This is a genomic window from bacterium, assembly GCA_035308905.1.
Classification (GTDB): Bacteria; Sysuimicrobiota; Sysuimicrobiia; order Sysuimicrobiales; family Segetimicrobiaceae; genus DASSJF01.
Map to the genome: position 1 here is coordinate 1 of DATGFS010000014.1, position 22,110 is coordinate 22,110.

At 68.4% G+C, this 22,110-nt stretch carries 25 protein-coding genes; 9 read left to right on the plus strand and 16 right to left on the minus strand.

Annotated features, from left to right (window positions below; translation table 11 throughout):
• The coding region (locus VKT83_04375) for a hypothetical protein (GenBank protein HLY21684.1) at positions 1–313 on the minus strand (313 nt) is incomplete at its 3' end.
• Positions 314–479: 166 nt separating this feature from the next.
• Between VKT83_04375 and VKT83_04380 the strand changes: the two genes are divergently transcribed.
• Positions 480–1,376 (plus strand): undecaprenyl-diphosphate phosphatase, encoded by an 897-nt coding sequence (locus tag VKT83_04380; GenBank protein HLY21685.1) that lies wholly within the window; start codon positions 480–482, stop codon positions 1,374–1,376.
• A gap of 225 nt (positions 1,377–1,601) precedes the next feature.
• Positions 1,602–2,291: a response regulator transcription factor gene (locus VKT83_04385; GenBank protein ID HLY21686.1), complete on the plus strand. Its 690-nt coding sequence runs from the start codon at positions 1,602–1,604 to the stop codon at positions 2,289–2,291.
• A 37-nt stretch (positions 2,292–2,328) separates the two neighbouring features.
• Here the strand turns inward: VKT83_04385 and VKT83_04390 are convergent, their stop codons facing one another.
• The 7 genes from VKT83_04390 to VKT83_04420 all read right to left on the minus strand — a co-directional run bounded on the left by VKT83_04390 (position 2,329) and on the right by VKT83_04420 (position 9,450).
• Positions 2,329–3,621, minus strand: a complete 1,293-nt coding sequence (locus VKT83_04390; protein ID HLY21687.1) for a CapA family protein — start codon at positions 3,619–3,621, stop codon at positions 2,329–2,331.
• 14 nt (positions 3,622–3,635) lie between these two features.
• A complete protein-coding gene (locus VKT83_04395; GenBank protein ID HLY21688.1) occupies positions 3,636–4,580 on the minus strand; it encodes an ABC transporter permease in 945 nt (314 codons plus the stop codon).
• Between the two features lie 2 nt (positions 4,581–4,582).
• Positions 4,583–5,524 carry an ABC transporter permease gene (locus VKT83_04400; GenBank protein HLY21689.1) on the minus strand — a complete coding sequence of 314 codons (942 nt, stop codon included), beginning with the start codon at positions 5,522–5,524 and terminating at the stop codon, positions 4,583–4,585.
• Between the two features lie 54 nt (positions 5,525–5,578).
• Complete coding sequence (locus VKT83_04405) at positions 5,579–7,144, minus strand: ABC transporter substrate-binding protein (protein HLY21690.1); 1,566 nt, start codon at positions 7,142–7,144, stop codon at positions 5,579–5,581.
• A gap of 204 nt (positions 7,145–7,348) precedes the next feature.
• Positions 7,349–7,960, minus strand: coding sequence for a pyridoxal 5'-phosphate synthase glutaminase subunit PdxT (pdxT, locus tag VKT83_04410; protein HLY21691.1), 612 nt, complete (start codon positions 7,958–7,960; stop codon positions 7,349–7,351).
• A 4-nt stretch (positions 7,961–7,964) separates the two neighbouring features.
• The gene (gene pdxS, locus VKT83_04415; GenBank protein HLY21692.1) at positions 7,965–8,849 is read right to left on the minus strand and encodes a pyridoxal 5'-phosphate synthase lyase subunit PdxS; all 885 of its coding nucleotides are present in this window, start codon (positions 8,847–8,849) and stop codon (positions 7,965–7,967) included.
• A gap of 28 nt (positions 8,850–8,877) precedes the next feature.
• Positions 8,878–9,450: an HD domain-containing protein gene (locus VKT83_04420; protein HLY21693.1), complete on the minus strand. Its 573-nt coding sequence runs from the start codon at positions 9,448–9,450 to the stop codon at positions 8,878–8,880.
• Between the two features lie 566 nt (positions 9,451–10,016).
• Between VKT83_04420 and VKT83_04425 the strand changes: the two genes are divergently transcribed.
• Positions 10,017–11,198, plus strand: coding sequence for a PLP-dependent aminotransferase family protein (locus tag VKT83_04425; GenBank protein ID HLY21694.1), 1,182 nt, complete (start codon positions 10,017–10,019; stop codon positions 11,196–11,198).
• A gap of 29 nt (positions 11,199–11,227) precedes the next feature.
• On the opposite strand, the gene VKT83_04430 is transcribed toward VKT83_04425, so the two are convergent.
• The 8 genes from VKT83_04430 to rpmH all read right to left on the minus strand — a co-directional run bounded on the left by VKT83_04430 (position 11,228) and on the right by rpmH (position 16,272).
• Positions 11,228–12,076 (minus strand): ParB/RepB/Spo0J family partition protein, encoded by an 849-nt coding sequence (locus VKT83_04430; GenBank protein ID HLY21695.1) that lies wholly within the window; start codon positions 12,074–12,076, stop codon positions 11,228–11,230.
• Entirely contained in the window at positions 12,069–12,953 is an 885-nt protein-coding gene (locus VKT83_04435) for a ParA family protein (GenBank protein ID HLY21696.1), read from the minus strand. Before VKT83_04435 ends, VKT83_04430 begins: the two co-directional genes overlap by 8 nt.
• A 180-nt stretch (positions 12,954–13,133) precedes the next feature.
• The gene (rsmG, locus tag VKT83_04440) at positions 13,134–13,817 is read right to left on the minus strand and encodes a 16S rRNA (guanine(527)-N(7))-methyltransferase RsmG (GenBank protein ID HLY21697.1); all 684 of its coding nucleotides are present in this window, start codon (positions 13,815–13,817) and stop codon (positions 13,134–13,136) included.
• Positions 13,818–13,870: 53 nt separating this feature from the next.
• Positions 13,871–14,641, minus strand: a complete 771-nt coding sequence (gene jag / locus VKT83_04445; GenBank protein HLY21698.1) for an RNA-binding cell elongation regulator Jag/EloR — start codon at positions 14,639–14,641, stop codon at positions 13,871–13,873.
• Positions 14,638–15,477 (minus strand): membrane protein insertase YidC, encoded by an 840-nt coding sequence (gene yidC / locus VKT83_04450; protein HLY21699.1) that lies wholly within the window; start codon positions 15,475–15,477, stop codon positions 14,638–14,640. The genes jag and yidC overlap by 4 nt, the downstream gene beginning before the upstream one ends.
• Positions 15,470–15,784, minus strand: coding sequence for a membrane protein insertion efficiency factor YidD (gene yidD, locus VKT83_04455; protein HLY21700.1), 315 nt, complete (start codon positions 15,782–15,784; stop codon positions 15,470–15,472). Before yidD ends, yidC begins: the two co-directional genes overlap by 8 nt.
• On the minus strand, positions 15,766–16,110 hold the full coding sequence (rnpA, locus tag VKT83_04460; GenBank protein ID HLY21701.1) for a ribonuclease P protein component: 345 nt from the start codon (positions 16,108–16,110) through the stop codon (positions 15,766–15,768). Before rnpA ends, yidD begins: the two co-directional genes overlap by 19 nt.
• A 24-nt stretch (positions 16,111–16,134) precedes the next feature.
• Complete coding sequence (gene rpmH / locus VKT83_04465; GenBank protein ID HLY21702.1) at positions 16,135–16,272, minus strand: 50S ribosomal protein L34; 138 nt, start codon at positions 16,270–16,272, stop codon at positions 16,135–16,137.
• Between the two features lie 604 nt (positions 16,273–16,876).
• Between rpmH and VKT83_04470 the strand changes: the two genes are divergently transcribed.
• From VKT83_04470 to VKT83_04495, 6 genes are all read left to right on the plus strand, one after another.
• Complete coding sequence (locus tag VKT83_04470; protein ID HLY21703.1) at positions 16,877–17,698, plus strand: ATP-binding protein; 822 nt, start codon at positions 16,877–16,879, stop codon at positions 17,696–17,698.
• Positions 17,699–17,737: 39 nt separating this feature from the next.
• Positions 17,738–19,129, plus strand: coding sequence for a chromosomal replication initiator protein DnaA (gene dnaA, locus VKT83_04475; protein ID HLY21704.1), 1,392 nt, complete (start codon positions 17,738–17,740; stop codon positions 19,127–19,129).
• Between the two features lie 216 nt (positions 19,130–19,345).
• Positions 19,346–20,452, plus strand: a complete 1,107-nt coding sequence (gene dnaN, locus VKT83_04480) for a DNA polymerase III subunit beta (protein HLY21705.1) — start codon at positions 19,346–19,348, stop codon at positions 20,450–20,452.
• 22 nt (positions 20,453–20,474) lie between these two features.
• The gene (locus tag VKT83_04485; protein ID HLY21706.1) at positions 20,475–20,678 is read left to right on the plus strand and encodes an RNA-binding S4 domain-containing protein; all 204 of its coding nucleotides are present in this window, start codon (positions 20,475–20,477) and stop codon (positions 20,676–20,678) included.
• Complete coding sequence (gene recF, locus VKT83_04490; protein HLY21707.1) at positions 20,665–21,765, plus strand: DNA replication/repair protein RecF; 1,101 nt, start codon at positions 20,665–20,667, stop codon at positions 21,763–21,765. The genes VKT83_04485 and recF overlap by 14 nt, the downstream gene beginning before the upstream one ends.
• The gene (locus VKT83_04495; GenBank protein HLY21708.1) at positions 21,752–22,108 is read left to right on the plus strand and encodes a DUF721 domain-containing protein; all 357 of its coding nucleotides are present in this window, start codon (positions 21,752–21,754) and stop codon (positions 22,106–22,108) included. The genes recF and VKT83_04495 overlap by 14 nt, the downstream gene beginning before the upstream one ends.
• Positions 22,109–22,110 lie beyond the last annotated feature (2 nt).

The window sequence follows — 22,110 nt, forward strand, 5'->3', positions numbered from 1 at the left end:
CCACGTCGATGCGGCGCAGCGCGGCTTCGAGGCCGGGCGAGCGCGTGAGGCCCGGCCACTTGGCGGCGAACTCGCGGGCCCACGCCGACGACGGCACGTCGCAGCCGGGGTCGATGACGACCGACGCGCCGCCGAGGCGGACGTGCGCGAGGTTGAGACCGAGCGTCATCTTGCCGTCTCCGTCCGCGTCGGGCATCGCCCGGCGGCTTTCGTCTTCGGAGATCGGAAACTTCGGCGCCCACCGCAGCGTGCCGTCGGAGACGACGGTCACGGTGGCGTCGCCGATCCTCCGCGATGCGACGAACTCGGACATGTCCGCTCCTCTCATCCCCGCAACGGTGACGCCGATCGCCGGCGCAACCGGCTCCAGCGTGGATCGTTCGGATCGAACGCCGCGGGCTCCTGGACACACGCAGGGCGCCGCCCGGACCGGCTCGAAATGGCATGGCCATGTCCTGGTCCCTCACCGTCGCACCGTCGTGACCCCCAACCCCTGCGCGCAGGCAGCCCAGATCAGCGTCAACTTCGTCAACCTCGGCGCGTGGAAAATCTTCATCCTCGGGATCGTGCAGGGCATCACCGAACTGCTGCCGATCAGCAGCACGGCGCATCTCCGTATCGTGCCGGCGCTGCTCGGGTGGCCGGATCCGGGCTCCGCGTTTTCGGCCGCGATGCAGCTCGCGAGCCTCGTCGCGGTGCTCACCTTCCTGTGGCCGGACGTGACCCGTCTCACGCGGGACGCGACGGCCGCCCTCGGCCGCAACAACTGGCGGGACCACTCGCTTCGGATGGCGTCCGGCATCGTGATCGGCACGATACCGATCGGCGTCGCGGGCCTACTCTTACAGAAGCGCCTCAACCAGTGCGACTCGCCCCTTCGGGGCATCGCCGTCATCGGCTGGGCCTGCGTCGTGATGGGCGTGCTGCTCGCGCTCGCGGAATGGTATGGACAGGGCGGCCGGCGCGGCGGCCGGCGGACGTGGACGAATCTCACGTTCGCCGACGGCATCTGGGTCGGCATCGCGCAGGCCTTCGCGCTGATCCCCGGAGTGTCACGCTCCGGATCGACCTTGACCGCGGCGCTGGGCCTCGGCATGGAGCGGGCCACGGCCGCGCGGTTCTCGTTCCTTCTCGGCGTGCCGGCGATTGTGCTGGCCGGCCTCTACGAGCTGCTCCAGCTGAGAAAGGCCGGCCTCAACGCGCACGGGTGGGAGCTGCTGCTGCTGGGCCTCGCCTCCGGATCCGCGGCGGCGTACTTCGCGCTCTGGGGGCTCGTGCGCTACCTGCGAGACCACACCGCATGGGTGTTCGCATGGTACCGCGTGTTCTTGGGGATCGTCTTACTCCTCGGCGCCGCCCGGGGCTGGCTCCACTAACGTTACCGGTAGGGATAACCCCTCGCGACTGCGCCGCGGCCCCCCGAGGGCCGCGGCGATTTTCTCCGGCAGTCGGCCGCGCCCGTCGAGCAAGAAGACCACCGGACAGGGAGCACGTGTGAGCCAGTTCACACCGGCGGTATGAAGTAGTTCATCGCGCCTCCCATGCGGCTCGAGTACTTTCAAGGTGCGCCGGCGCTGAGCGCCCGTGGCGGGAGGGGGACCATGATGGAGGATTCGCGAGGGGAGTCCATCACGATCGCAATTGTCGAACCTCATGCCCTCTATCGGGATCTGCTTCGAACCGGGCTCTCGGCGGTGCCGGGGTTCCAGGTGGTCGGCGCGTTCGCCGATGGCGAGAGCGCCCGAGGAATCGTCGAGCGGTCGCCCGCGGTAGCCGTGATCGATGTGGATCTGCGGGCCCCGTTGAGCGGAATCCGGCTCGGCCTGTCGGTGAAAGCGCGCCTTCCCCGGATGGGCGTCGTGTGGCTCGCGGATCACTTCCAACCGTACTTCGCGATTGCGCCCGGACGAACGGTGGGGTGGGCCTATCTCCTGAAGAAATCGACCAACTTCGCGGGTCTCACTCGAGCGATCGAAGGGGCGGCGCGCGGCCTGATTGTCCTCGATCCCGATCTCGCGCAGGAGTACCCGGCGGAGCGCCGCCCGCGGCTGGATTTGACGCCCCGGCAGGGCGAGATTCTCGGACTGATGGCCGCGGGTTTCACGAACAGCGCGATCGCCGGAATCTTGGAATTGAGCGGCAAATCCATCGAAAATCAGATCAACCAAGTGTACCAGCGGCTGCTGATCGACGCGAAGCATGAACACGTGCAGCCGCGGGTGCACGCCGTTCTCGCGTACGCCCAAGCGCTCGCCGTTGCTGCGCCCGGCGGCGACGGCGGCCTCCACTAGCACGCCTTTCGGGAGAACGGGCGCCGGCGAGCGCCGGCTAGCTCACCACTCCGAACCCGTCGGCATCCCACCGGATGCGGCATGACGGCGAGAGGCGCGCCACCCGCTCGATGATGGCGCGTCCCGGATCGGCCGCCGCCAGCACGGGGCTGCCCCGCTGCCACCGCGGCAGCCCATGTCCGAGCGTAACCGGGTGCAGCCGGACCTCCGCGAGGCGCTCGCCGTCGAACCGCACCACCGGCACCACACTCTCCCAATACGCCGAGTCCGCCGCGAACCCGCCCCGCGCGCTGCGCGCGTCGAAGAGATCGGCGGGCGTGGCCGTCGGGGGGAGCCCGAGCCGGTCGTAGAAATCCTGGGGCTGGCGCCACAACGTCTCGTTCTGGAAGACGAAGTTCCCGAGACTGTAGAAGATCGGCTTGCCGCGGTATACCTCCATCCCGCGGAGGATGTGCGGCCCGTGGCCGACGACAAGATCCGCGCCGGCGTCGACCGCGGCGCGGCAGAACGCCGGGATGAACTCCGCCGGCTGCTCGTAATCCCCGCCCCGCTGCTCGTGTGCGTGGACGCTCATGACGACCCATTCGGCCTGCCGGCGCGCGTCGCGGATCCAGGCGAGGTTGCCGGCGAGGTCCGCCGCGTGCGGCTCGGTGCGGATGCCGGGCGGGTCGCCGATCGTGAACCGCTGGCCGAGAACGGTCGTGATGCCCTCCGGGTCGGGCCGCAGGAAGCCGAGCTGGATCGAATGCCGGCGCGCCGCGCTGAAGTCGAGGCGGCGGTCGATGCCCGAGAGCGTGTCGAGCGTCGCGCGGTCGACCGCGATCGTCGTCTCGAACCGCAGCGGGTTGATGCCCGGCCGGCCCTGGCAGTCGGGCCGCTGCTCGCCGGCGTACGCCCCGGCCGGGAAGGTGCTCGTCAGCGCCATGAGCGCCACGCGGCCGGCCGGCGTCTCGAGGTAGCGCGGCGTCCGCGCCTCGGCGAGGTGCCGTCCGAGGCCGGCGTACACGACGCCCGCGCGGTCGAGGGTCGCGAGCGTCCCGAAGATCCCGCCCTCGCCCCAGTCGGTCATGTGGTTGTTGGCCGCCGAGTAGAGGTTGAAGCCGAGCGCCTTGAGGTCGTCGATGATGAGCGGCGAGCCGCAGACGTAGGTGCCGCCGCTCGTCGCCTGGGGATGGCCCGCGAACTCGTGCAGCGTCCCCTCGAGGTTGACGAAGCGGGCATCCGCGGAGCGCATGAGCTCCGTGAGCCGCTGAAAGCCGGGCTCGCGGGACGCGATCCGCTGGGTGATGAGCGCGTCGCCGGCGGCGGAAACGGTGAAGAGACGAGGCATGATCGCTGCGGCCGTTATTCTTGCGCGGGCTCGGGAAGTCCTCGCACCGCGTCGCGCGTGCCGGGGCCCGCGGCTCTAGTGTCGTGATCGCCGGCGGCAGGTCCGCCGGCAGCCCCGAGCCCGCGGCGGGCTGCCGCCGCGTAGGGATCCGCGAGATCGCGCAGCGCGTCCCCGACCAGATTGAGGGACAGGACGGTCAGCACGATCGCGACGCCGGGGAAGACGACGAACCACGGCGCCGTCTCGACGTAGATATGGGCGTCGTCGAGCATGTTGCCCCAGGTGGGCGTGGGCGGCCGCACGCCGAGGCCGAGGAACGAGAGCGCCGCGTCGGCGAGGATCGCCTCCGCGAACACGAACGTGGACTGCACGATGAGCGGCGTCAGCGCGTTGCGGAGGATGTGCACCGTGAGGATGCGCCCGTCGCCTTCGCCGAGAGCGACCGCGGCCTCGACGAACGCCCGCTGCTTGAGCTGCAGGGTCGAGCCGCGCACGATCCGCGCCGTGCGCGGGAAGTAGACGAGCGCGATCGCGATGATCTCGTTGCGCGCGCCGACGCCGAGCGCCGCCACGAGCGCGAGCGCCAGCAGGATGGCCGGAAAGGACATCAGGCCGTCGAGGACGCGCATCGCGACCGCGTCGACGCGCCGGTAGTACCCGGCCGCGAGCCCAACGAGCGTGCCCGCGGCGGTGCTGGCCGCCATCACGCCGAGGCCGATCAGCAGCGAGACGCGGCCGCTGTAGACGACGCGGCTCAGGATGTCGCGTCCGAAGTTGTCCGTGCCGAGCGGATGGCCGGACCCGGGGGGCGCGAGCCGGCCGGCCATGTCGATCCGGTCGGGTGCGATCAGGCCGAGCGCGGGCGCGAGCAGGGCCGCCAGCGTGATGGCCGCGAGTACCCCGAGCGCCGCCGCGGCGATCGGACGCCGCCGGACGAGCGCCCGCAGAAACCTGTCCATGACTAGTAGGTGATGCGCGGGTCGAGCGCCGCGTACAGCAGATCGACCCCGAGGTTCACGACGACGTACACGAGCGCGACGAACAGGACCACGCCTTCGATCACCGGGTAGTCGCGCCGGCTGATCGATTGCACGACGAGGTTGCCGATGCCGGGCAGGACGAAGACGGTCTCCACGACGACCGCGCCGGACAGGAGATTCGCGAGGCTCGTGCCGACGACGGTCATCGTCGGGATGAGGGCGTTGCGGAACGCGTGTCGGGTGAGGACGCGCGGCTCGCGCACGCCCTTGCTCCGGGCGGTCCGGATGTAGTCCTCCGCCAGCACGTCGATCGTCGCGTCGCGCGCCATGCGCGCGACCAGCCCGGCCTGGGTGAAGCCGAGCGCGACGGCCGGCAGGATGAGGCTCGCGAGCCAGGGACCAACGCCCGCGAGCGGCGAGACGTAGCCGGCGACCGGAAACAGCCGCACGGCGACCGCGAACAGCGCGATCAGGTTGAGCCCCGTCCAGAACGACGGGATCGATACGCCGAGGAGGACGAGCATCATGAAGCCCTGGTCGAACCGGGTGTTTCGCTTCCACGCCGCGAGGATGCCGGACGGCAGCGCCACCGCAAGCGCAAGCCCCTCGGCCAGCGCGGTCAGGCTCGCCGTCGGGCCGAGGTGGTCCCAGATCGCGCGTGTGACCGGCTGCCGCAGGAAGATCGACCGGCCGAGGTCGCCGCGCAGCACGTGCTCGAACCAGAGCACGAGCTGGACGTAGAGCGGCCGGTCCAGACCGAGCGCGGTCCGGAGCTGCGCGACCTGCGCCTCCGACGCGTCCGATCCGAGGATGACCGACGCCGGGTCGCCCGGAATCAAGTGGATCAGGAGAAAGACGACGACGCCGACGACGGCGAGCACCGGCACGAGCGCCACGACCCGTCCGGCCGCGTAGCGGGCCATGCGGTCAGCGCGCGGCGGAGGCCGGGCGGGCGCGGCGGCGCGGCGCGCGCCCGCTCAGTGCGTCACCCACGTGTTCCAGAAGCGGACGTCGAAATACCCGGTGTAGCCGTGCAGGTGGTCGTTGTACACCTCGAGCCCGAACTGATTGCCCACCTTGGCGACCGGCACCTCGGTATAGAAGATCGTCTGAATCTGATCCATGATCTTCCGCCGCGCCTCGAGCGCCGTCACCGGGGCGCGGCTCCACTGCGCCAGCGCCGCGTCCATCGCCTCGCTCTTGTACCAGCCCGGCCAGGTCTTCCCGAAGAAGATGACGCCGGTCGGATCGATCGACGGCGAGAACCCGGTCAGGAAGATGTCGAACATCTCCGGCTTGGTCCGCCGGCTCAGCAGCGTCGGCCAATCGTACACCTGCGAGTCGACCGTGAACCCGGCGGCCTGCATCTCCGGCACCAGCACCTGCGCGGTGTTGTTGTTCCAGGTGTAGTCCTTCGTCGACATGACGACGATCTTCTGGCCCTTGTAGCCGGCCTCGCGGAGGAGTGCGCGGGCTTTGTCGAGGTTTTGATGGTCGTAGAGGTCGGCGCCGGCGCGGCTGTACACGTCGTGCTGCTCCGGGAAGAAGAGGCCCGGGTCCAGCTGCCAGAACGCCTTCGGCCCCGCGGCCGCGGCCATCAGGTCCGCGTTCTTCATCGAGTACAGCACGGCCTGGCGCAGCCGCATGTCGGTGAACGGCCCGTGCGCCTTGTTGAACACGACGCCGGTCCAGCTGAACACCTTCACGATGTCCGCGCTCAGCCGGCGGTTGGCCTTGACCTTGGCGTAGAGATCGGGCGGGAGCTCGAGCGCGAGATCGTACTGTCCGGTCGAGACGCCGGCCAGACGGACTTGGGGATCGGTCACGGGAAAGAAGTGGATCTCGTCGGCGTACGCGACCTTGCGGCCGGTGATCCCGCCCCAGTTCTCCGTGCGTGACGCGTACGCGGGGTTGCGCGCGAGCACGATCTCCTGGCCCGGCGTCCACTTCTTGAAGATGTAGGGGCCCGTGCCGACGAGCTCCTCGAGCGGCTTGAGCCCGGCGCGCTCGGCGATCGCCTTCGGCACGATGATCGCGGACTGTTTTGGATCGCCGAGGCTCGTGATGAGCGGCGTGAACGGCGCGGCGAGCGTGATCTCGACCGTGCCCGGGTCGACCGCGCGGAGTCCCTTGACGTACTTGAACGTCTCCTGCCCGCCGCTGCTCAGTTTGCCCCACCGCGCGAGCGACGCGATCACGTCGTCGGCCGTCACGGACTGGCCATTATGGAACTTGAGGCCCGCCCGCAGCTTGATCGTGTAGCGGAGGCCGTCGTCGCTGACCGTGTAGCCCTGCGCGAGCAGCGGCCGGACCTCGTACTGCTGGTCGATGGCGAAGAGGCCTTCGAAGACATGCCACGCGACGAGCCTCGTCGCTGTGGCCGTGGAGGACATCCAGTCGAACGTCGTCGGCTCCGCGTTCGTGGCCACGCGGATGGCCCCGCCCGACTGGGCCTGCCCGGACGCCGGCGCCCCCGAGGCGGACCACATCAGGAGCGGAACGACACACACCGCGAGGATTCGCGCCACAGCGTTTGTGCGCACCCGGCATCACCCTCCCCCGATCGCCCGCGCGGCAACCGCAGCCGGCCGACTCTTGGGCCTGCGGGCGTCTTGGCTCCGCTCGCCGAGGGCGCCTATTCGCGCTCGGAGGCGGCGCGCCTTCCGGCCCGCCCGCCGGCGGCCGGGCGCTACCGGAACTGTGCGAGCCCCCCGCGGCGGCGCCGAGGGTGACGAGCGCGAGGCCGGTCAGCGCTTCTTCTTCAGCATCTCGACAAAGTAGCGGTGCACCCGGTCGTCCGCGGTCAGTTCGGGATGAAACGCGGAAACGAGCATGTTGCCCTGCCGGGCCAGCACCGGTTTGCCGCCGAGCGACGCGAGCACCTCGACGTCCGGCCCCACGTTCTCGATCGCGGGGGCGCGGATGAACACGGCGTGCAGCGGCGGCCCGCCGAGGGCCGGAATCTCCAAATCCGTTTCGAACGAATCCACCTGGCGCCCGTACGCGTTGCGCCGGACGGTGATGTTCATCAGGCGCAGCAGCGGCGGTTCGCCGCCGCTCGCCTGTTTCGACAGCGCGATCATCCCGGCGCAGGTGCCGTACACCGGCATACCCTCTTTCACCCGCGCCGGGATCGCCCGGTCGAGACCGTACTCCACCGCGAGCTTCCCGATCGTCGTCGACTCGCCCCCGGGAATGACCAGCGCGTCGACCTTCGCCAGGTCTTCGGGCGTGCGCACCTCGATCGCCTCGACGCCGAGCCCCCGGAGCATCTTCACGTGCTCGATCACGTCGCCCTGGAGGGCGAGGACGCCGATCTTCGCCGGCGCTCCGTTGTGCTTGGGGTCGCGCGCCGTCACGGCACTACCAGCCCCGCGTCTGCAGCAGTTCGGCCTCGGGCAGCTTGCGGACGTCGAGGCCCTTCATCGCCTCGCCGATGCCTTCGGAGACCCGCGCGATCACATCGGCATCCTTGAAGTGGGTGGTCGCTTCGACGATCGCCTTGGCCCGCTTCGCCGGATCGTCGGACTTGAAGATCCCGGAGCCGACGAAGTTGCCGTCGCAGCCGAGCTGCATCATGAGCGCCGCGTCCGCGGGCGTGGCAATGCCGCCGGCCGAGAAGTTCACGACGGGCAGGCGGCCGAGCGTCCGCACTTCCAGGACCAGCTCGTACGGCGCGCCCAGCTCCTTGGCGGCCGTCATCAGCTCCTCCTCGGGCGTGACCTGCAGAATCCGGATGCCGTCCATCACCGCGCGCATGTGCCGCACGGCCTCGACGACGTTGCCGGTGCCGGCCTCGCCCTTCGTGCGGATCATCGCGGCGCCCTCGCCGATCCGGCGCAGCGCCTCACCGAGGTCGCGGCAGCCGCAGACGAACGGCACCTTGAACAGATGCTTGTTGATGTGATACCGCTCGTCGGCCGGCGTCAGCACTTCGCTCTCGTCGATGTAGTCGACGCCGAGGGCCTCGAGCGTCTGGGCCTCCACGAAATGCCCGATCCGCGCCTTCGCCATGACCGGAATCGTCACGACCTCCATGATCTCCTTGATCTTGAGCGGGTCCGCCATCCGCGCGACGCCGCCCTCTTTGCGGATGTCGGCGGGTACGCGCTCGAGCGCCATCACGGCGCACGCGCCGGCGTCCTCCGCGATCTTCGCCTGATCCGCGGTCGTCACGTCCATGATGACGCCGCCCTTCAACATCTGCGCCAGACCCCGCTTCAGCTTGACCGTTCCGACCTCTGCCATCGCCCTGCCTCCCTTTTCTGACGGCTTGCTAGCTGTTTCCGGCGGCTTGTCCGCCGGCACCGGCCCGGGTGCCTTCCAAACCAAGTTGCGATGCGATGCCTTTGAGCGCCTCGATTACGACGCCGACGTGCTCCTCGAGCGACACGCCCAACAGTTCCGCGCCGGCCGTGATGTCCTCGCGGCGGACCGCGCGCGCGAACGCTTTGTCTTTCATCTTCTTGAGCACCGCCGACACATCGACCTCACCGATGGCCCGCGACGGCCGGACGAGCGCGACCGCGATCACGAAGCCGGACAGCTCGTCGGCTGCGAACAGCGTCTTTTCCATGCGGCTCTCCCTCGATACGCCGCTGTAATCGGCGTGCGAGAGGATGGCCCGGCAGAGCGGCTCCGGCAGCCCGCGCCCGCGCAACAGCTCGACTCCCACGAACGGGTGGCCGGCCTCCTGCGACGGGTGCTTCTCGTAATCGACATCGTGCAGCAGGCCGACAAGGCCCCAAGTGTCCTCATCTTCGCCGAACTTCCGAGCGTAGGCGCGCATTACAGCCTCGACCGCCAGCATATGTTTCTGCAGATTGACCGAGGGCGTCTCAGCGACCAAGAGCGCCCAAGCCTCGTCTCGCGTCACGCCCGGCCCTGCCTCCCCTGCGCTCGATCGTCGCGCGCTGTCCAACGATTCACCTGCAAGAGTATCAGAAGACCCGACCGACTCTATGTGTTCCTAGTAACAATAGTTGACTATCCCCGGCAAGATGGTACCATCCCTTATAATATAAGGATACGCTTGGGTCAATATTATTATCTACATTGGAGGCGCGCGTGGATACAATTCAACTAACGCGTGACTCAGACATTCCGCTGTACCGGCAGCTTCACGCGGCTGTCGCCGCGTCGATACGAGCGGGCCGAATCGCGAGCGGCGAGCGGCTGCCGTCGGTTCGACAACTCGCGCGGGAGCTACACGTCAGCCTTATCACCGTCGTACAGGCCTACCAAGTGCTGGCGGCGGACGGCCTGGTTCAGGCGACGGTCGGCCGGGGGACGTTCGCCGGAGGCCCGCAGCCGGCGCCGGTCCCTTTTGTTTCACGTGAAACACTCCACGCCATGAACGGCACGGAATGGCAGTCGTCTCTCCCCGTCCATCTTCGCGCTCCGAGGGTCACCGCCATGGAAGCCCTACTCAGACCGGCGGTGCGGTCGAACGTCATTTCGCTGGCCGGGGGAATTCCGGATCCAACTCTGTTTCCCGTGCGCGCGCTTGGCAGGATGTGGCACCGCGCACTCGCCGTCGAGGACCCGAAGTTTCTCCAATACGGCTCGCCCCAGGGGGACCCGAGTCTGCGCGGTTGGATCGCCGACCACTGCGGGGCGGCCGGGATCGCGGCGCGCCCCGACGACGTCCTGATCACGTCGGGTTCCCAGCAGGCGATCGACCTGGTGGCCCGGACGCTCGTCGCGCCGGGTGACCCCGTCCTCGTCGAAAGCCCGACATTCCTCACGGCGCTCGATGTCTTTGAGGGCCGGGGCGCGAACCTGATCGGTGTGCCGGTTGATGCCGACGGCATGCGCGTCGACGCGGCCGCGGCGGTGATCGAGCGCTACCGGCCGCGCATCGTCTACACGATCCCCACGGCGCACAACCCGACCGGCGTGGCAATGAGCGACGAACGGCGGCGCCGCCTTGCCGCGCTGGCCCGCCAGCATAACCTCATCGTGCTGGAAGACGACACCTGCAGCGAATTCTCCTACGACGGCGAGGCCTTGTCGGCGATTAAGGCGTATGACAGCGGCGGCCATGTCATGTTCATCCGGAGCTTCTCCAAGACGGTCATTCCGGGGCTTCGTGTCGGCTGCATTGTCGCGCACGGACCGGTGATGGCTAGGCTAATTGAGGCCAAGCTGGTGATGGACCGGTTCACCTCGCCGTTGATCCAGCGCACCTTGTGGCGGTACCTATCGTCGAAACAGTACGAGCGGGATCTACGAATCGCCCGGGAGACGTACAGGCGGCGGCGGGACACTGTGTTGAGGGTGCTCGAGGCCTCCATGCCGGCCGGGGTCGCGTGGACCAGGCCGACGGCGGGCTTCAACCTGTGGTTGACGCTGCCTCAGGAGGTTCCGGCCCGCGAAGCGTTTGCCGAGGCCCTCAAGGAAGGCGTCGCCTGCGGACTCGGTGATCTCTTCCTGCCGCACACGCCGCCGCCGTCTGGACTGCGGCTGTCGTTTGCGGACAAACCCGAAGAGGTGCTCGCGGAGGGTGTCAGGCGGCTGTCGTCGGCACTGCGACGGCTCCTGTCCGCCCGGTCCGGCCAGGCGGACGAGCAGACGGAGTACGTGACCAGCGTGTAACCCGACGCAACGACCGTCGGCCTGATCGGCTAGCGGAGAAGCAGGTCGATGAGCCGCTCGAGGTCCTGGGCGGAAAAGTAGCGGAGCTCGATCGTGCCGCGGGCGCCACGCCCGTGGATCGCCACCGTTGTCGTGTACCGCTCCCGGAGCTGCGTCTCGAGGTCCACCAGCTGTGGATCTCGTCGCCTGCCGTCTTTCCCCGATGTTTCACGTGAAACACGGCGAAGCCTGGCTTGGACGAGCGCTTCGGTATCCCGCACCGAGAGTGACTTCTCTTCGACGGTCTTCCAGATCTCGAGCAGTGCCTTGGTGTCCGGAGCCATGAGCAGCGCCCGTCCGTGTCCCTCGCTGATCCGTCCCTGCCCAATCGACGCTTGGACGGCGGGGGGCAGATCGAGGAGCCGGACGGTGTTGGCGACGGCCGGCCGGCTCGATCCAACTGCCTCCGCCACCTGGTCCTGCGTCAGCTGAAACTCCTCCGACAGGCGGCGGTACGCCATCGCCCGCTCGATCGGGTTCAAGTCGCTACGCTTCAGATTCTCGACCAAGGCGATTTCGAGCATCTCGCGATCCGCTACGTGCCTGACCACCGCGGGAATGGTAACGAGCCCCGCGTCCTTGGCCGCCCGCCACCGCCGCTCGCCGGCGACGAGTTCGTAGCCGGTGCCCGTGGGACGGACCATGACCGGTTGAAGCACGCCGTGCCGGCGCACCGACGCCACCAACTCGTCGAATTCCGGCCCGGCGAAATCGCGGCGCGGCTGGAACGGGTTCGGCGCGATCTTGTATACATCGAGTTCGGTCGCAGCGCCCGCCGGCTCGGCCGCCGCTCCCGGAATGAGCGCGTCCAGTCCCCGTCCGAGTCCGCGTTTAATCATTGTAGTCACCCCTCACCATGGTTGTCGGGTTCAGTCCCGGCGGAACGGCCGCGGCTTCAGCGTCCGGGCGCGGTCTCAAACCGAATCGCTCCGCGACCTCGACGGCGAGCTCCCCATACGCCGCCGCGCCGCGCGACGACGGCGCGTAGGCCGAGACCGGCTGGCCGTAGCTCGGCGCCTCCGCGAGGCGGACGCTCCGCGGGATCTCCGCTCTGAATACGAGATCGCCGAAATGCCGGCGGACCTCGGCGCCGACCTGATCGGAAAGCTTGGTGCGCGGATCCACCATTGTGAGCAGCACGCCGGCGATCCGCAGGCCGGGATTGAGATGCCGCCGCACGAGCCCGATCGTTTCGACCAGCTGCGTCAGGCCTTCCAGCGCGTAGTACTCGCACTGCACCGGGATGAGGCACGCCTCGGCCGCCGTCAGCGCGTTGACCGTGAGCAGCCCGAGCGACGGCGGACAGTCGATCAGGATCACGTCGTAGCCGTCCCGCACGGCACCGAGCGCGGTCTTCAACTTGGATTCCCGGGCGATTTGGGGGACGAGCTCGACCTCAGCGGCCGCGAGGCGCGAATCGGCCGGCGCGACATCGAGACGTTCGGTCGGCGTTGTCACGACGACGCCCGGCAGCGGCGCGCCCATGACCACCGCGTCATAGGTGCTCGCGTCGAGGGCCGCTTTGTTGATGCCGGCACCGCTCGTGCAGTTGCCCTGCGGATCCATGTCCACGAGGAGGATGCGATGGCCGAGCGTCGCGAGGGAGGCGCCGAGGTTGACGGCGGTGGTGGACTTTCCCACGCCGCCTTTCTGGTTCACGATCGCAAACGCGTGCGCCGTACCGACGACTCCTGTGTGCTGCGTCGAAAGTGCGATGTCTAGGCCGACCGGCGTTCCTGCGATCGTAGACCTGTTCCCGCACTCGTCCGGCAAATCCTCCGGTTCGGCCGGCGCGGCCGGGGCGTTCCGGCGGGGCGGGTCGCTCTATTCAGATGTATATATGTTTATACGCTTACATAGTCACGGCGGCGCCGACCGCGGATCGCGGGCGGCCGCTCAGAGTGGACGGCGCTGCGGAACGCCGGCGCGGCGGGGGTACGCCGCGGGCGTCGGCGCGATCTTGCGGATGACCACCACAGGCGAGCACACGTCCGCGGGCGGGGAATGCACCGCCGCTTCGCCCCCGAGAACCTGCAGCGCCCGGGCCGCGGCGCGGACTTCGTCCGTCGCGCCGCGGCCTTTCGCCAGCACCGCGCCGCCGCCGAGCCGCAGCAGCGGCAGCGCGTACTCCGCGAGCACCCGCACGGGCGCGAGCGCCCGCGCGGTCACGGCGTCGTAGCGATCGCGGTGGGCGGGATTGCGGCCGAGATCCTCGGCCCGCGCCTGCGCGACATCGACGTTGTCGAGCCCAAGATCTCGGGCGGCGATCTCGAGAAACGCCGTCTTCTTTCGCGCCGCGTCCGCGAGTAGGACGCGGAGGCGCGGCCGCATCACGGCGATCGGAATCCCCGGCACGCCCGCGCCGCTGCCGAGATCCGCAAGGCGGCCCGACTCCGGCACGAACGGCAGCACGCACAACGCGCCGGCAACCAGGACCGACGCGGCTTCCGACGAGTCCGCGCCCGTCAGCTGCACGCGGGTGCGCCACTCCTCCACGAGCGCGAGGAAGCGCTCAAGACGCCGGCGTTGTTCAGCGGAGAGCGCGAGTCCGAGCGCGGCCGCGGCCGACGCCACCGTCATGCCGGAGGCGCGCGATGGTATGGGGCGCGGCGTGCGCGGCGCCACGCGGCTACTTACGCGTCGGTGTCTTCTGGAAGCTCGCCGTCCGCCGCGGCATCGCCGCGGCGGGATGCCCCCGCGGGCGCGGTGCCCCGCGGCGCGATGACGATGTGCCGGTCGGCGCCGTCGCCTTCGCTAAACGTCATGACGTCGGGATCTTCGGCGAGCATCGTGTGGATGAAGCGCCGTTCGGAGGCGGGCATCGGATCGAGCGGCGCCGGCTCGCCGCTGCGCCGCACGCGGCTCACGACGCGGCGGGTGAGCGCCGAGAGCGTCTCCCGCCGCCGCTCGCGATAGCGCTCGGCGTCCACGGCGACCTGCACGCGGTGGCCGACCCGGCGTGTGGTCATGAGGTTCACGAGGAGGTCCAGCGCCTCGAGCGTCTGGCCGTGGCGCCCGATCAGCGGCGCGAGCTGCGGTCCGGTGACCGTGACGGAGACGCCGCCGTCCTCCGCCCGCGCCGTCACCGAGGCGCCCATGCCCATCGCCTCGAGGAGCGACGCGGTGACGCGGCGGGCGACCGCCACGGGATCGTCGGCCGCGTCACCCTGTGGGGACGGAGCGGGTTCCGGCGGAGCGGCCGCCGCCTCCTCGGCCTCCCCGGCTTCGATCGCCGACAGGAGCGTGACACGAACGCGCGCTTCGCGCGAGCCGAGGCCGAGCACGCCCCGGCTGCCTTCGTCCAGCACCAGCAGGTCCACGTCTTCGCGCTTGGCGCCAAGCGTGCGCAGCGCGATGCGGATTGCCTCTTCGACGGTGCGCCCGGCGCCTTCTGCCGAGTTCACGCCTGCTTCGCCCCCTTCTGGTTTCCCGATCTGCGATCCCGGCGGCTCGCGGGCTTCCCGCCGGCCGGCTGCGCCGGCTTGGGTTTCACAGCGGCGGGCGGCGAGTCCGCCTGCGCCGCGCCGGCGCGCGACTGGGCGACCGCTTGAGATTTCGGGGGCGCGCTCACCATCGGGGACGGCGGGCCCACCACGAGGAAGTACTCGCCGATGTAGGCGGTCGTGGACACGATCCAATAGATCGACAGTCCCACGGCATAGTTGAGCGCGAAGTAGCCGAACATGATCGGCATGAACACGAACATCTTGGCCTGGGCCGGGTCGGTCATGCTCATCTTCTGCTGATACCACGTCGTTCCGCCGACCAGGACGGGGAAGATGAGCGCGAGCAGGTAGGCGGTATGATCCGGCAGGGCCTTGAGCACGAACTGCATCGGCCGCTCCGCCATGCCAAGCCACGGTAGCCCGATCACGGTGGCGGTTCCGAAGAGCTTGCTGTTCGACAACAGCGCAAAGAGACCCCACAGCACCGGCAGCTGGACGATCATCGGCAGGCAGCCCATCATCGGATTGACGCTGTGGGCGCGGTACAGAGCCATCATCTCTTGATTGAGGGTCTTGGGATCGTCCTTGTGCTTCCGGCGCAGCTCCGCCATGTGTGGCGTCAGGACCTGCATCGCTTTCATCGACCGCAGCTGCACGCGCGTGAGCGGGTGGATGACCGCCTTGACGATGAGCGTGAGCAGAATGATGGACAGCGTATAGTCGTGGGTGAGGTGATAGAGCGCCTGGAGCGCGCTCCCGAGCCAGGGCACAAATGGATTATGAAAACTAGGCAACTCTAGGCCTCCCTGGTTCGGCGCGGCCGTCCGACGCCGGCGCATCGCGCCGGCCGGTCCCGTGCTCGTGGGGCGACGCCGGCGGGACGGGATCGTACCCGCCCGGATGGAACGGGTGACAGCGCAGGATCCGGCGCACCGCGAGCCAGCCGCCGCGCGCGAGCCCGTGGCGCCCCACGGCCTCCGCGGCGTACTCGGAGCAGGACGGAGTGAACCGGCACGACGGCGGCAGAAGGGGCGAGATCCAGCGCTGATACCAGCGGACCGCGCCGACCCCGAGCGCGCGCCCTACGTCGCGGCCCCGCACAGCAGCCGCCCCGCGGCGCACAGCGCTTCCATCTCTCGCATGATCTCGATGAACCCGGCCTCGGCCGCCCCGGGGCGCGCCACCACGACGATGTCGCCGGTCGCGCACAGCCGCGCCTCGATCCGGCGGTACGCCTCGCGCAGCCTGCGCTTGGCGCGGTTTCGAACCACCGCCCCGCCGATGCCCCGGCCGGCGGTTACGCCGACCCGACGGCCGAACTGCGTCGGCCGGACGTAGAGCGCCAGGGTCTGCCCGGCATAGCGGCGGCCTTCACGATACACTCGGGAGAAGTCCGCCCTCGAGACGAGCCGCCCGCCGCCCGCCATCGACCCGGGCTCGCGCCGCTGCCGTTACGCGGGCGAGAGGCGGCGCCGGCCGCGTTGGCGGCGGCGCCGCAGCACGTTCCGGCCGCCCGGCGTGCGCATCCTCGCCCGGAACCCATGCGTCCGGGCGCGGCGTCTGCGATTCGGCTGAAACGTGCGCTTCACGACGGCACTCCTCCATCAAGAGACCAAATGACTATAGCACACGACCCGTGGGGGCGTCCATGAAACCCGCTTCGCGATCCCGAACGCGACGGCCGTGGTCTCGGCTCCCACGGCCACGATGGACGCAGCCGGTGTCGTACCCGTCGCCACCAGATGCGGCGGCGCGGAGCCCGTGCGTCGGGCGGCAGACGGCAGCCCCGGACCGAATTTCACGGAAATGGTGGTATCTTGTGGACGGTGGGGACATTTATCCACAGTTTTACACTCCCTTAATACACATCGGATATGACGTGCCCAATTTCCAACAGGTTCCGGTTTTTCTCCGGCCTCTCGGCAGGAGTCCCGTCTCCTTATCCACAATCTTTTCCACACCTGTGGATAACGTGGTTCACCCGCTGTGATCCGCGCGGTACACAGTCTGCACACCGCATGCGCGACGACGGTGGCGCGTGACCGCTGAAAAGACTGCGATCATCTCTCCACAGAGTTGACCGCACCACGGCATTTCAGCGGCATGCTCGAAAAGTACGAGACGGGTGCGAAAACAAAAGGAGGGCATCCGCGCGCGGCCAATCTTTCGTGCGCACGCGGAGGAGTCGCATAGATGCAGGACTTCTTCCTGCGGCTCGTGTCTCAACGGGGAGATGAGACCGCGAACGAGGCGCAGGCGCCCGAAGTTCGCGTAGCGATCTACGATTCGCCGCTCGCACCACCGCAGGTCGTCACCCTCTCGTCTGATGACTTCAACCAGCTCATCGGCGAATTGTCCGCGCGAACGCACAGTTACGCGCGGGAGCGGGGCGGCCGCATCCCCTTCGTGGTCATCAAGGAGATCATCGAAAATTTGATTCACGCCTACTTCAAAGACGCGGTCGTCACGATCATGGGTGACGGCAACACGATCCGCATCTCGGACCAGGGGCCCGGCATTCCTGAGAGTGTGCGGGCACATGCGTTCGAGCCCGGTTTCACGACCGCCACGCGCGAGATGCGCCGGTTCATCAAAGGTGTCGGGTCCGGACTGCCGGTCGCGAAGGAGCAGCTGGCCTTCCTCGGCGGCGCGATCACGATCGATGACAACCTGAAGGGCGGCACGGTCGTGACCCTTCACGTCGGCCCGCCCGCGGGAGCCGCGCCGGAGGCGGCGGCCGCGCCGCGAGTCGCGGCCACGGCGCCGGCGGTCCCCAGCGCGGCCGCGCCGCGTCTCTCCGACCGGCAGAAGAAGATCCTGCTCCTGATCGCGGAGATCGGCGCGGCCGGACCGTCGACCATCGCCAAGGAGCTCGGGATGAGCCACAGCACCGCGTTCCGTGAACTGTCGGCGCTGCAGCACATGCGGCTGTTGGCGGTCGGCACCGCCGACCCCGGCAAACGGACGTTGACGGAAGAGGGCATCGCGTTTCTCGGCACCGTTTTCAAAGACTAGACAGGATCGCGGCATCCGCCGGACGGGAGGGCGCACGGCATGGACGTACAGAGCATCACCGCCGGCCAGGTATGGCAGGAAGCCCTGACGCGGATCGAGAGTCAGCTCAGCAAGCCGAGCTTCGAAGCGTTTCTCAAAGCGATGCAGCCGCTGGCGCTGGAGCAGGATGTCTTTGTGTTTTCCGTTCCGAGCGCGTTCGCGAAAGAATGGCTAGAGGGCCGCTATCGGGGTCTGATTGCGGAGACGCTTCGCGAAGTACTGACGCGCGGCGTGGACGTGCGGTTCGTCGTGACCGACGTCGATTCCAACGGCCACAGTGCCCGCCCCGCGCCGCCCACGCAGGCGCTCTCGCGTCCCGAGGCAACGGCGCCCGGGGCGGTCGGCGACATGCGGTACCACACCGGCAAATACACGTTCGACACCTTCGTCGTCGGCGCCGGCAACCGATTCGCACACGCGGCCGCGCAGGCGGTCGCAGAAGCCCCGGCCCGAGCCTACAATCCGCTGTTCATCTACGGCGGAGTCGGACTGGGCAAGACGCACCTGCTCCAGGCCATCGGCCATTACGTCCTGAGCCACTCACCGGCGGCGCGCGTGATGTATGTCTCCTCGGAACGATTCACGAACGACCTCATCAACGCGATCCGCGACGACAAGATGGTGGAATTCCGCCACCGGTACCGGAACGTCGACGTGCTCGCCATCGACGACATCCAGTTCCTGGCCGGAAAGGAGCGCACGCAGGAGGAGTTCTTCCACACCTTCAACACCCTGCACGAGACGAGCCGCCAGCTCATCATCAGCAGCGACCGTGCCCCCCGCGAGATCCCGACGCTGGAAGACCGGCTGCGCTCCCGGTTCGAGTGGGGCCTCATCGCCGACATTCAGCCGCCCGATTACGAAACCCGCGTGGCTATCCTCCGCAAGAAGGCGGAAAAAGACCGCATCGTCGTCCCTGACGAGGTGGCGCAGTACATCGCGCAGCGCATCTCCTCCAACATCCGCGAGCTCGAAGGAGCGCTGAGCCGGCTTCGCGCCCATGCCGAAATGTCGCGAACCTCCATTTCGGTCGACCTGGCCGCGGAAGTGCTCAAAGAGCTCCTTCCGCAGGCGCGGGTGCGCCCCGTGACGATTCCGGCGATCCAGCGGGCCGTCGCGGAGTTCTTCGGGATTCGGATCGAGGAAATGAAAGCCAAGCGGCGGACCAAAGGAGTCGCCTTTCCCCGCCAGGTGGCCATGTATCTCTGCCGGGAAATTACCGACGCCTCGCTGCCGCGGATCGGCGAAGAGTTCGGCGGCCGCGATCACACGACGGTCATGCACGCCTGCGATCGGGTCAAGCGCGCCCTGCAGGAGGATGCCCACCTGAACGCCGGCGTTCAGAGTCTTGTGGAAAGCTTCCGGACGGAACGTCCCGGAGCCAGGGGATAGTATGTGCACCGTCGGAGCTGCCTCAGGCGCCGACCGCCCGGTCGGGGGATGACCTGGATAACCTCACCCGACCGGTAAATTCCTTCAGTCTGGTTATCCACAGGGCGAAATCGCCGTCTGGTGCGCCTCGCTGCCGATATTCACACAATCCACAGGTTCTACTACTACTACGACGAATCTTTATATAAGAAAACTTCTACCAGGAGGACCTCAGGAATGCACCTCAAGTGCTCTCAAGACAACCTTTTGAGAGCGGTGCAAACCGTCGGCCGGGCGATTTCCCCTCGGGCCAGCATGCCCATTTTAGGCAACATTCTTGTTGAAACGACGAAGAACGGCGCCAAGATGGCCGCAACCGATCTCGAGCTCGGTATTGAGGCCTACGTCACCGGCACCGTCACGGAAGGCGGCGCCGTGACCCTTCCGGCGCGCATCCTCAGCGATATTGTGACAAACCTGCCTGAAGCGCCCGTCGAGGTTGTGGTTACCGAGGGCGAGTCCAAAGCTGTCATTACCTCGGAAAATGTCCGGTTCGAGATTTTGGGGTTGCCGGCAACCGATTTTCCACTCATGCCGTCCGGCGAGGGAAATGTCGTCGTGAAGTTCGATGCCGGGCTGCTGCGGACGATGATCCGGCAGACAAGTTTCGCGGTCTCGACGGACGAGACGCGCCCGTTTTTGACCGGTGTCTACCTGGTTGTCGAGGGCGAGCAGGGCCACCTCGTCGCAACCGACGGCGGGCGGCTGGCGGTCCGGCGCGCCAAGATGGGCGGCGGCCGCGGCAAAGTGACCGCGATCGTCCCGAGCAAGACGATGGCAGAGCTCGTTCGCGTTCTTGGGTCGGTCGAGGGCGAAGTTTCCGTCGCGTCGCACGACAACCAGCTGATCTTTTCGCTTCCCGGAATGCGGTTCGTCTCGCGCCTCATCGCCGGGCAATTCCCGAATTACGAACAGGTGATCCCCAAGGAGTTCAAACAGCGGATCACCGTAGGAACCGAGCGGTTGCTCCGCGGAGTCCGGCGTGCCAGCATCACGGCCAAGGACTCGGCCAACGTGGTCCGGCTCAACGCATCCGAGGGGACGTTGACGATTTCGTCCAACACCCCGGACGTCGGCAAAGCGCAGGAAGACATCGAGGTGCGCGTCGAAGGCGACGCGATCCCGGTGGCGTTCAACGCGAAGTTCCTGATGGATGCGCTGTCTAACATCGATGCGCCGGACGTGCATTTCGACCTTACCGGTCCCCTCAGCCCCGGCGCGCTGCATCCCACCGACAACTCAGACTATGTCTACGTCCTCGCGCCCGTTCGGGTCTATTCGTAAGCCCAGCTCCCGAACGAGTGAGGTGGCGATCGAAACCGCTCGGATAACCCTTGGTGACTTCTTGAAATGGGCGGGGGCCGCGGAGACGGGCGGCCGCGCCAAACAGATGGTCCAGACGGGCGTCGTGCGGGTGAACGGCGCCGTCGAGCGCCGGCGCGGGCGGCAGCTCGCCCCCGGCGACCGCGTCGCCGCGGAGGGAAGGGAGTACCTGGTTGTGGCTCGCTGACCTTCGGTTGCGGGACTTCCGTAATTACGCCACCGTCGATCTCGCGTTCGCGGCCGGGATCACGGTGCTGATCGGAGCGAACGCGCAGGGGAAGAGTAATCTGCTCGAGAGCATCTACACGGCGGCGCTGGGCCGGAGCCCGAGGGCTTCGGCCGACGTGGAGCTGGTGCGGTTCGATCAGGATCGCGCGTATGTGCGGGCCGAGGTCCGCGATCCTCGGACCGATGTGCTCGAGATCGCGGTCGACCGCACGACCGGCGAGAAGCGCATGAAGGTCAACGGCGTCGTCGTGCAGCGCGCGCAGCTGCTCGGGCGGATGGCCGTCGTGCTGGCCGGTCCGCTCGACGGCGACGTCATCCGCGGTGCCCCGGGTGCGAGGCGCCGGGTGCTGGACGCGGCGCTGAGTCAGGCGAGCCCGTCGTATTATTTCTCGCTGACGCGGTATCTGCGGGTTGTGCGTCAGCGCAACCGCCTCTTGGGCGAGGGCGCCGGCGGGCCGGCGCTCGAGCCGTGGGACCAGCAGCTGGTCGCCCTGGGGGCGACGCTGGTCGAGCGCCGGCGCGGGTTCGTGCGGGCGCTTGCCGCGCGGGCCGCGAAGCGGCACGCGCGCATCGCGGACGGATCCGAGCGGCTCGACATCGTGTACTCGTGTACGGCGGACGATCCGGACGGCGCGGCCGCGTCCGATGCGGACGCGCTGGCGCGGGCGCTCACGAAACACCGCGGCGAAGAGCTCCGGCGGCGAACCAGTCTCGTGGGGCCGCACCGGGACGACCTCCGGATCACCGTGAACGGCATCGACCTTCGAACCTTCGGCTCCCGGGGCCAGCAGCACACCGCGGCGCTCAGTCTGCGGCTCGGCGAGGTGGAGCTGCTGCGGGAGGAGCTCGGGACGTGGCCGGTTCTTCTGCTGGACGACGTGCTCGCGGATCTCGATCCATCGCGGCAGGTTCTGCTGCTCCGGGAGATCGAAGGACCGCAGGTGCTGCTGACGCATACGGTCCCGCCCCCCGCGGCCGGGGTTCCGCTGCAGGCCTTCGTCGTCCGGGGCGGCACGATCGCGGCCGGCACCGATGTATACGCTTAAGGAGCTGCTGAACGACGCGCTGTCCGGCCTGGTCGGGCCCCGCCGCGCCCGCCAGGGCGGTGTGCTGGACGCGTGGCCCGAAGTGATCGGCGAGGCCCGCGCCCGGCATGCGCACGCGGTGGGCGTCCGCGGGCAGACACTTATCGTCGCAGTGGACCATCCCGCCGTCTACTACGAATTGGGCATGCAGCGGGCGTCGTTGATCGAGACGCTGAACGCCAAAGCCGGCGGACGCGTCATTGCTGAAATCCATTTGACGATGCGCCCGCTCGGTAGATCGGACGCCGCGGGAGGCGAAGCCGGCGACGAGCGCGGTGGGGCCGGCGGACGGGGGCAGCGCTGACC

Excerpts from the sequence above, each read along its gene's own strand:
- VKT83_04385 (HLY21686.1), top strand. The coding sequence starts at position 1,602 with ATGATGGAGGATTCGCGAGGGGAGTCCATCACGATCGCAATTGTCGAA.
- VKT83_04390 (HLY21687.1), bottom strand. The coding sequence starts at position 3,621 with ATGCCTCGTCTCTTCACCGTTTCCGCCGCCGGCGACGCGCTCATCACC.
- VKT83_04395 (HLY21688.1), bottom strand. The coding sequence starts at position 4,580 with ATGGACAGGTTTCTGCGGGCGCTCGTCCGGCGGCGTCCGATCGCCGCG.
- VKT83_04400 (HLY21689.1), bottom strand. The coding sequence starts at position 5,524 with ATGGCCCGCTACGCGGCCGGACGGGTCGTGGCGCTCGTGCCGGTGCTC.
- pdxS (HLY21692.1), bottom strand. The coding sequence starts at position 8,849 with ATGGCAGAGGTCGGAACGGTCAAGCTGAAGCGGGGTCTGGCGCAGATG.
- VKT83_04425 (HLY21694.1), top strand. The coding sequence starts at position 10,017 with ATGGAAGCCCTACTCAGACCGGCGGTGCGGTCGAACGTCATTTCGCTG.
- VKT83_04430 (HLY21695.1), bottom strand. The coding sequence starts at position 12,076 with ATGATTAAACGCGGACTCGGACGGGGACTGGACGCGCTCATTCCGGGA.
- rsmG (HLY21697.1), bottom strand. The coding sequence starts at position 13,817 with ATGACGGTGGCGTCGGCCGCGGCCGCGCTCGGACTCGCGCTCTCCGCT.
- rnpA (HLY21701.1), bottom strand. The coding sequence starts at position 16,110 with ATGGCGGGCGGCGGGCGGCTCGTCTCGAGGGCGGACTTCTCCCGAGTG.
- VKT83_04470 (HLY21703.1), top strand. The coding sequence starts at position 16,877 with ATGCAGGACTTCTTCCTGCGGCTCGTGTCTCAACGGGGAGATGAGACC.
- dnaA (HLY21704.1), top strand. The coding sequence starts at position 17,738 with ATGGACGTACAGAGCATCACCGCCGGCCAGGTATGGCAGGAAGCCCTG.
- dnaN (HLY21705.1), top strand. The coding sequence starts at position 19,346 with ATGCACCTCAAGTGCTCTCAAGACAACCTTTTGAGAGCGGTGCAAACC.
- VKT83_04495 (HLY21708.1), top strand. The coding sequence starts at position 21,752 with ATGTATACGCTTAAGGAGCTGCTGAACGACGCGCTGTCCGGCCTGGTC.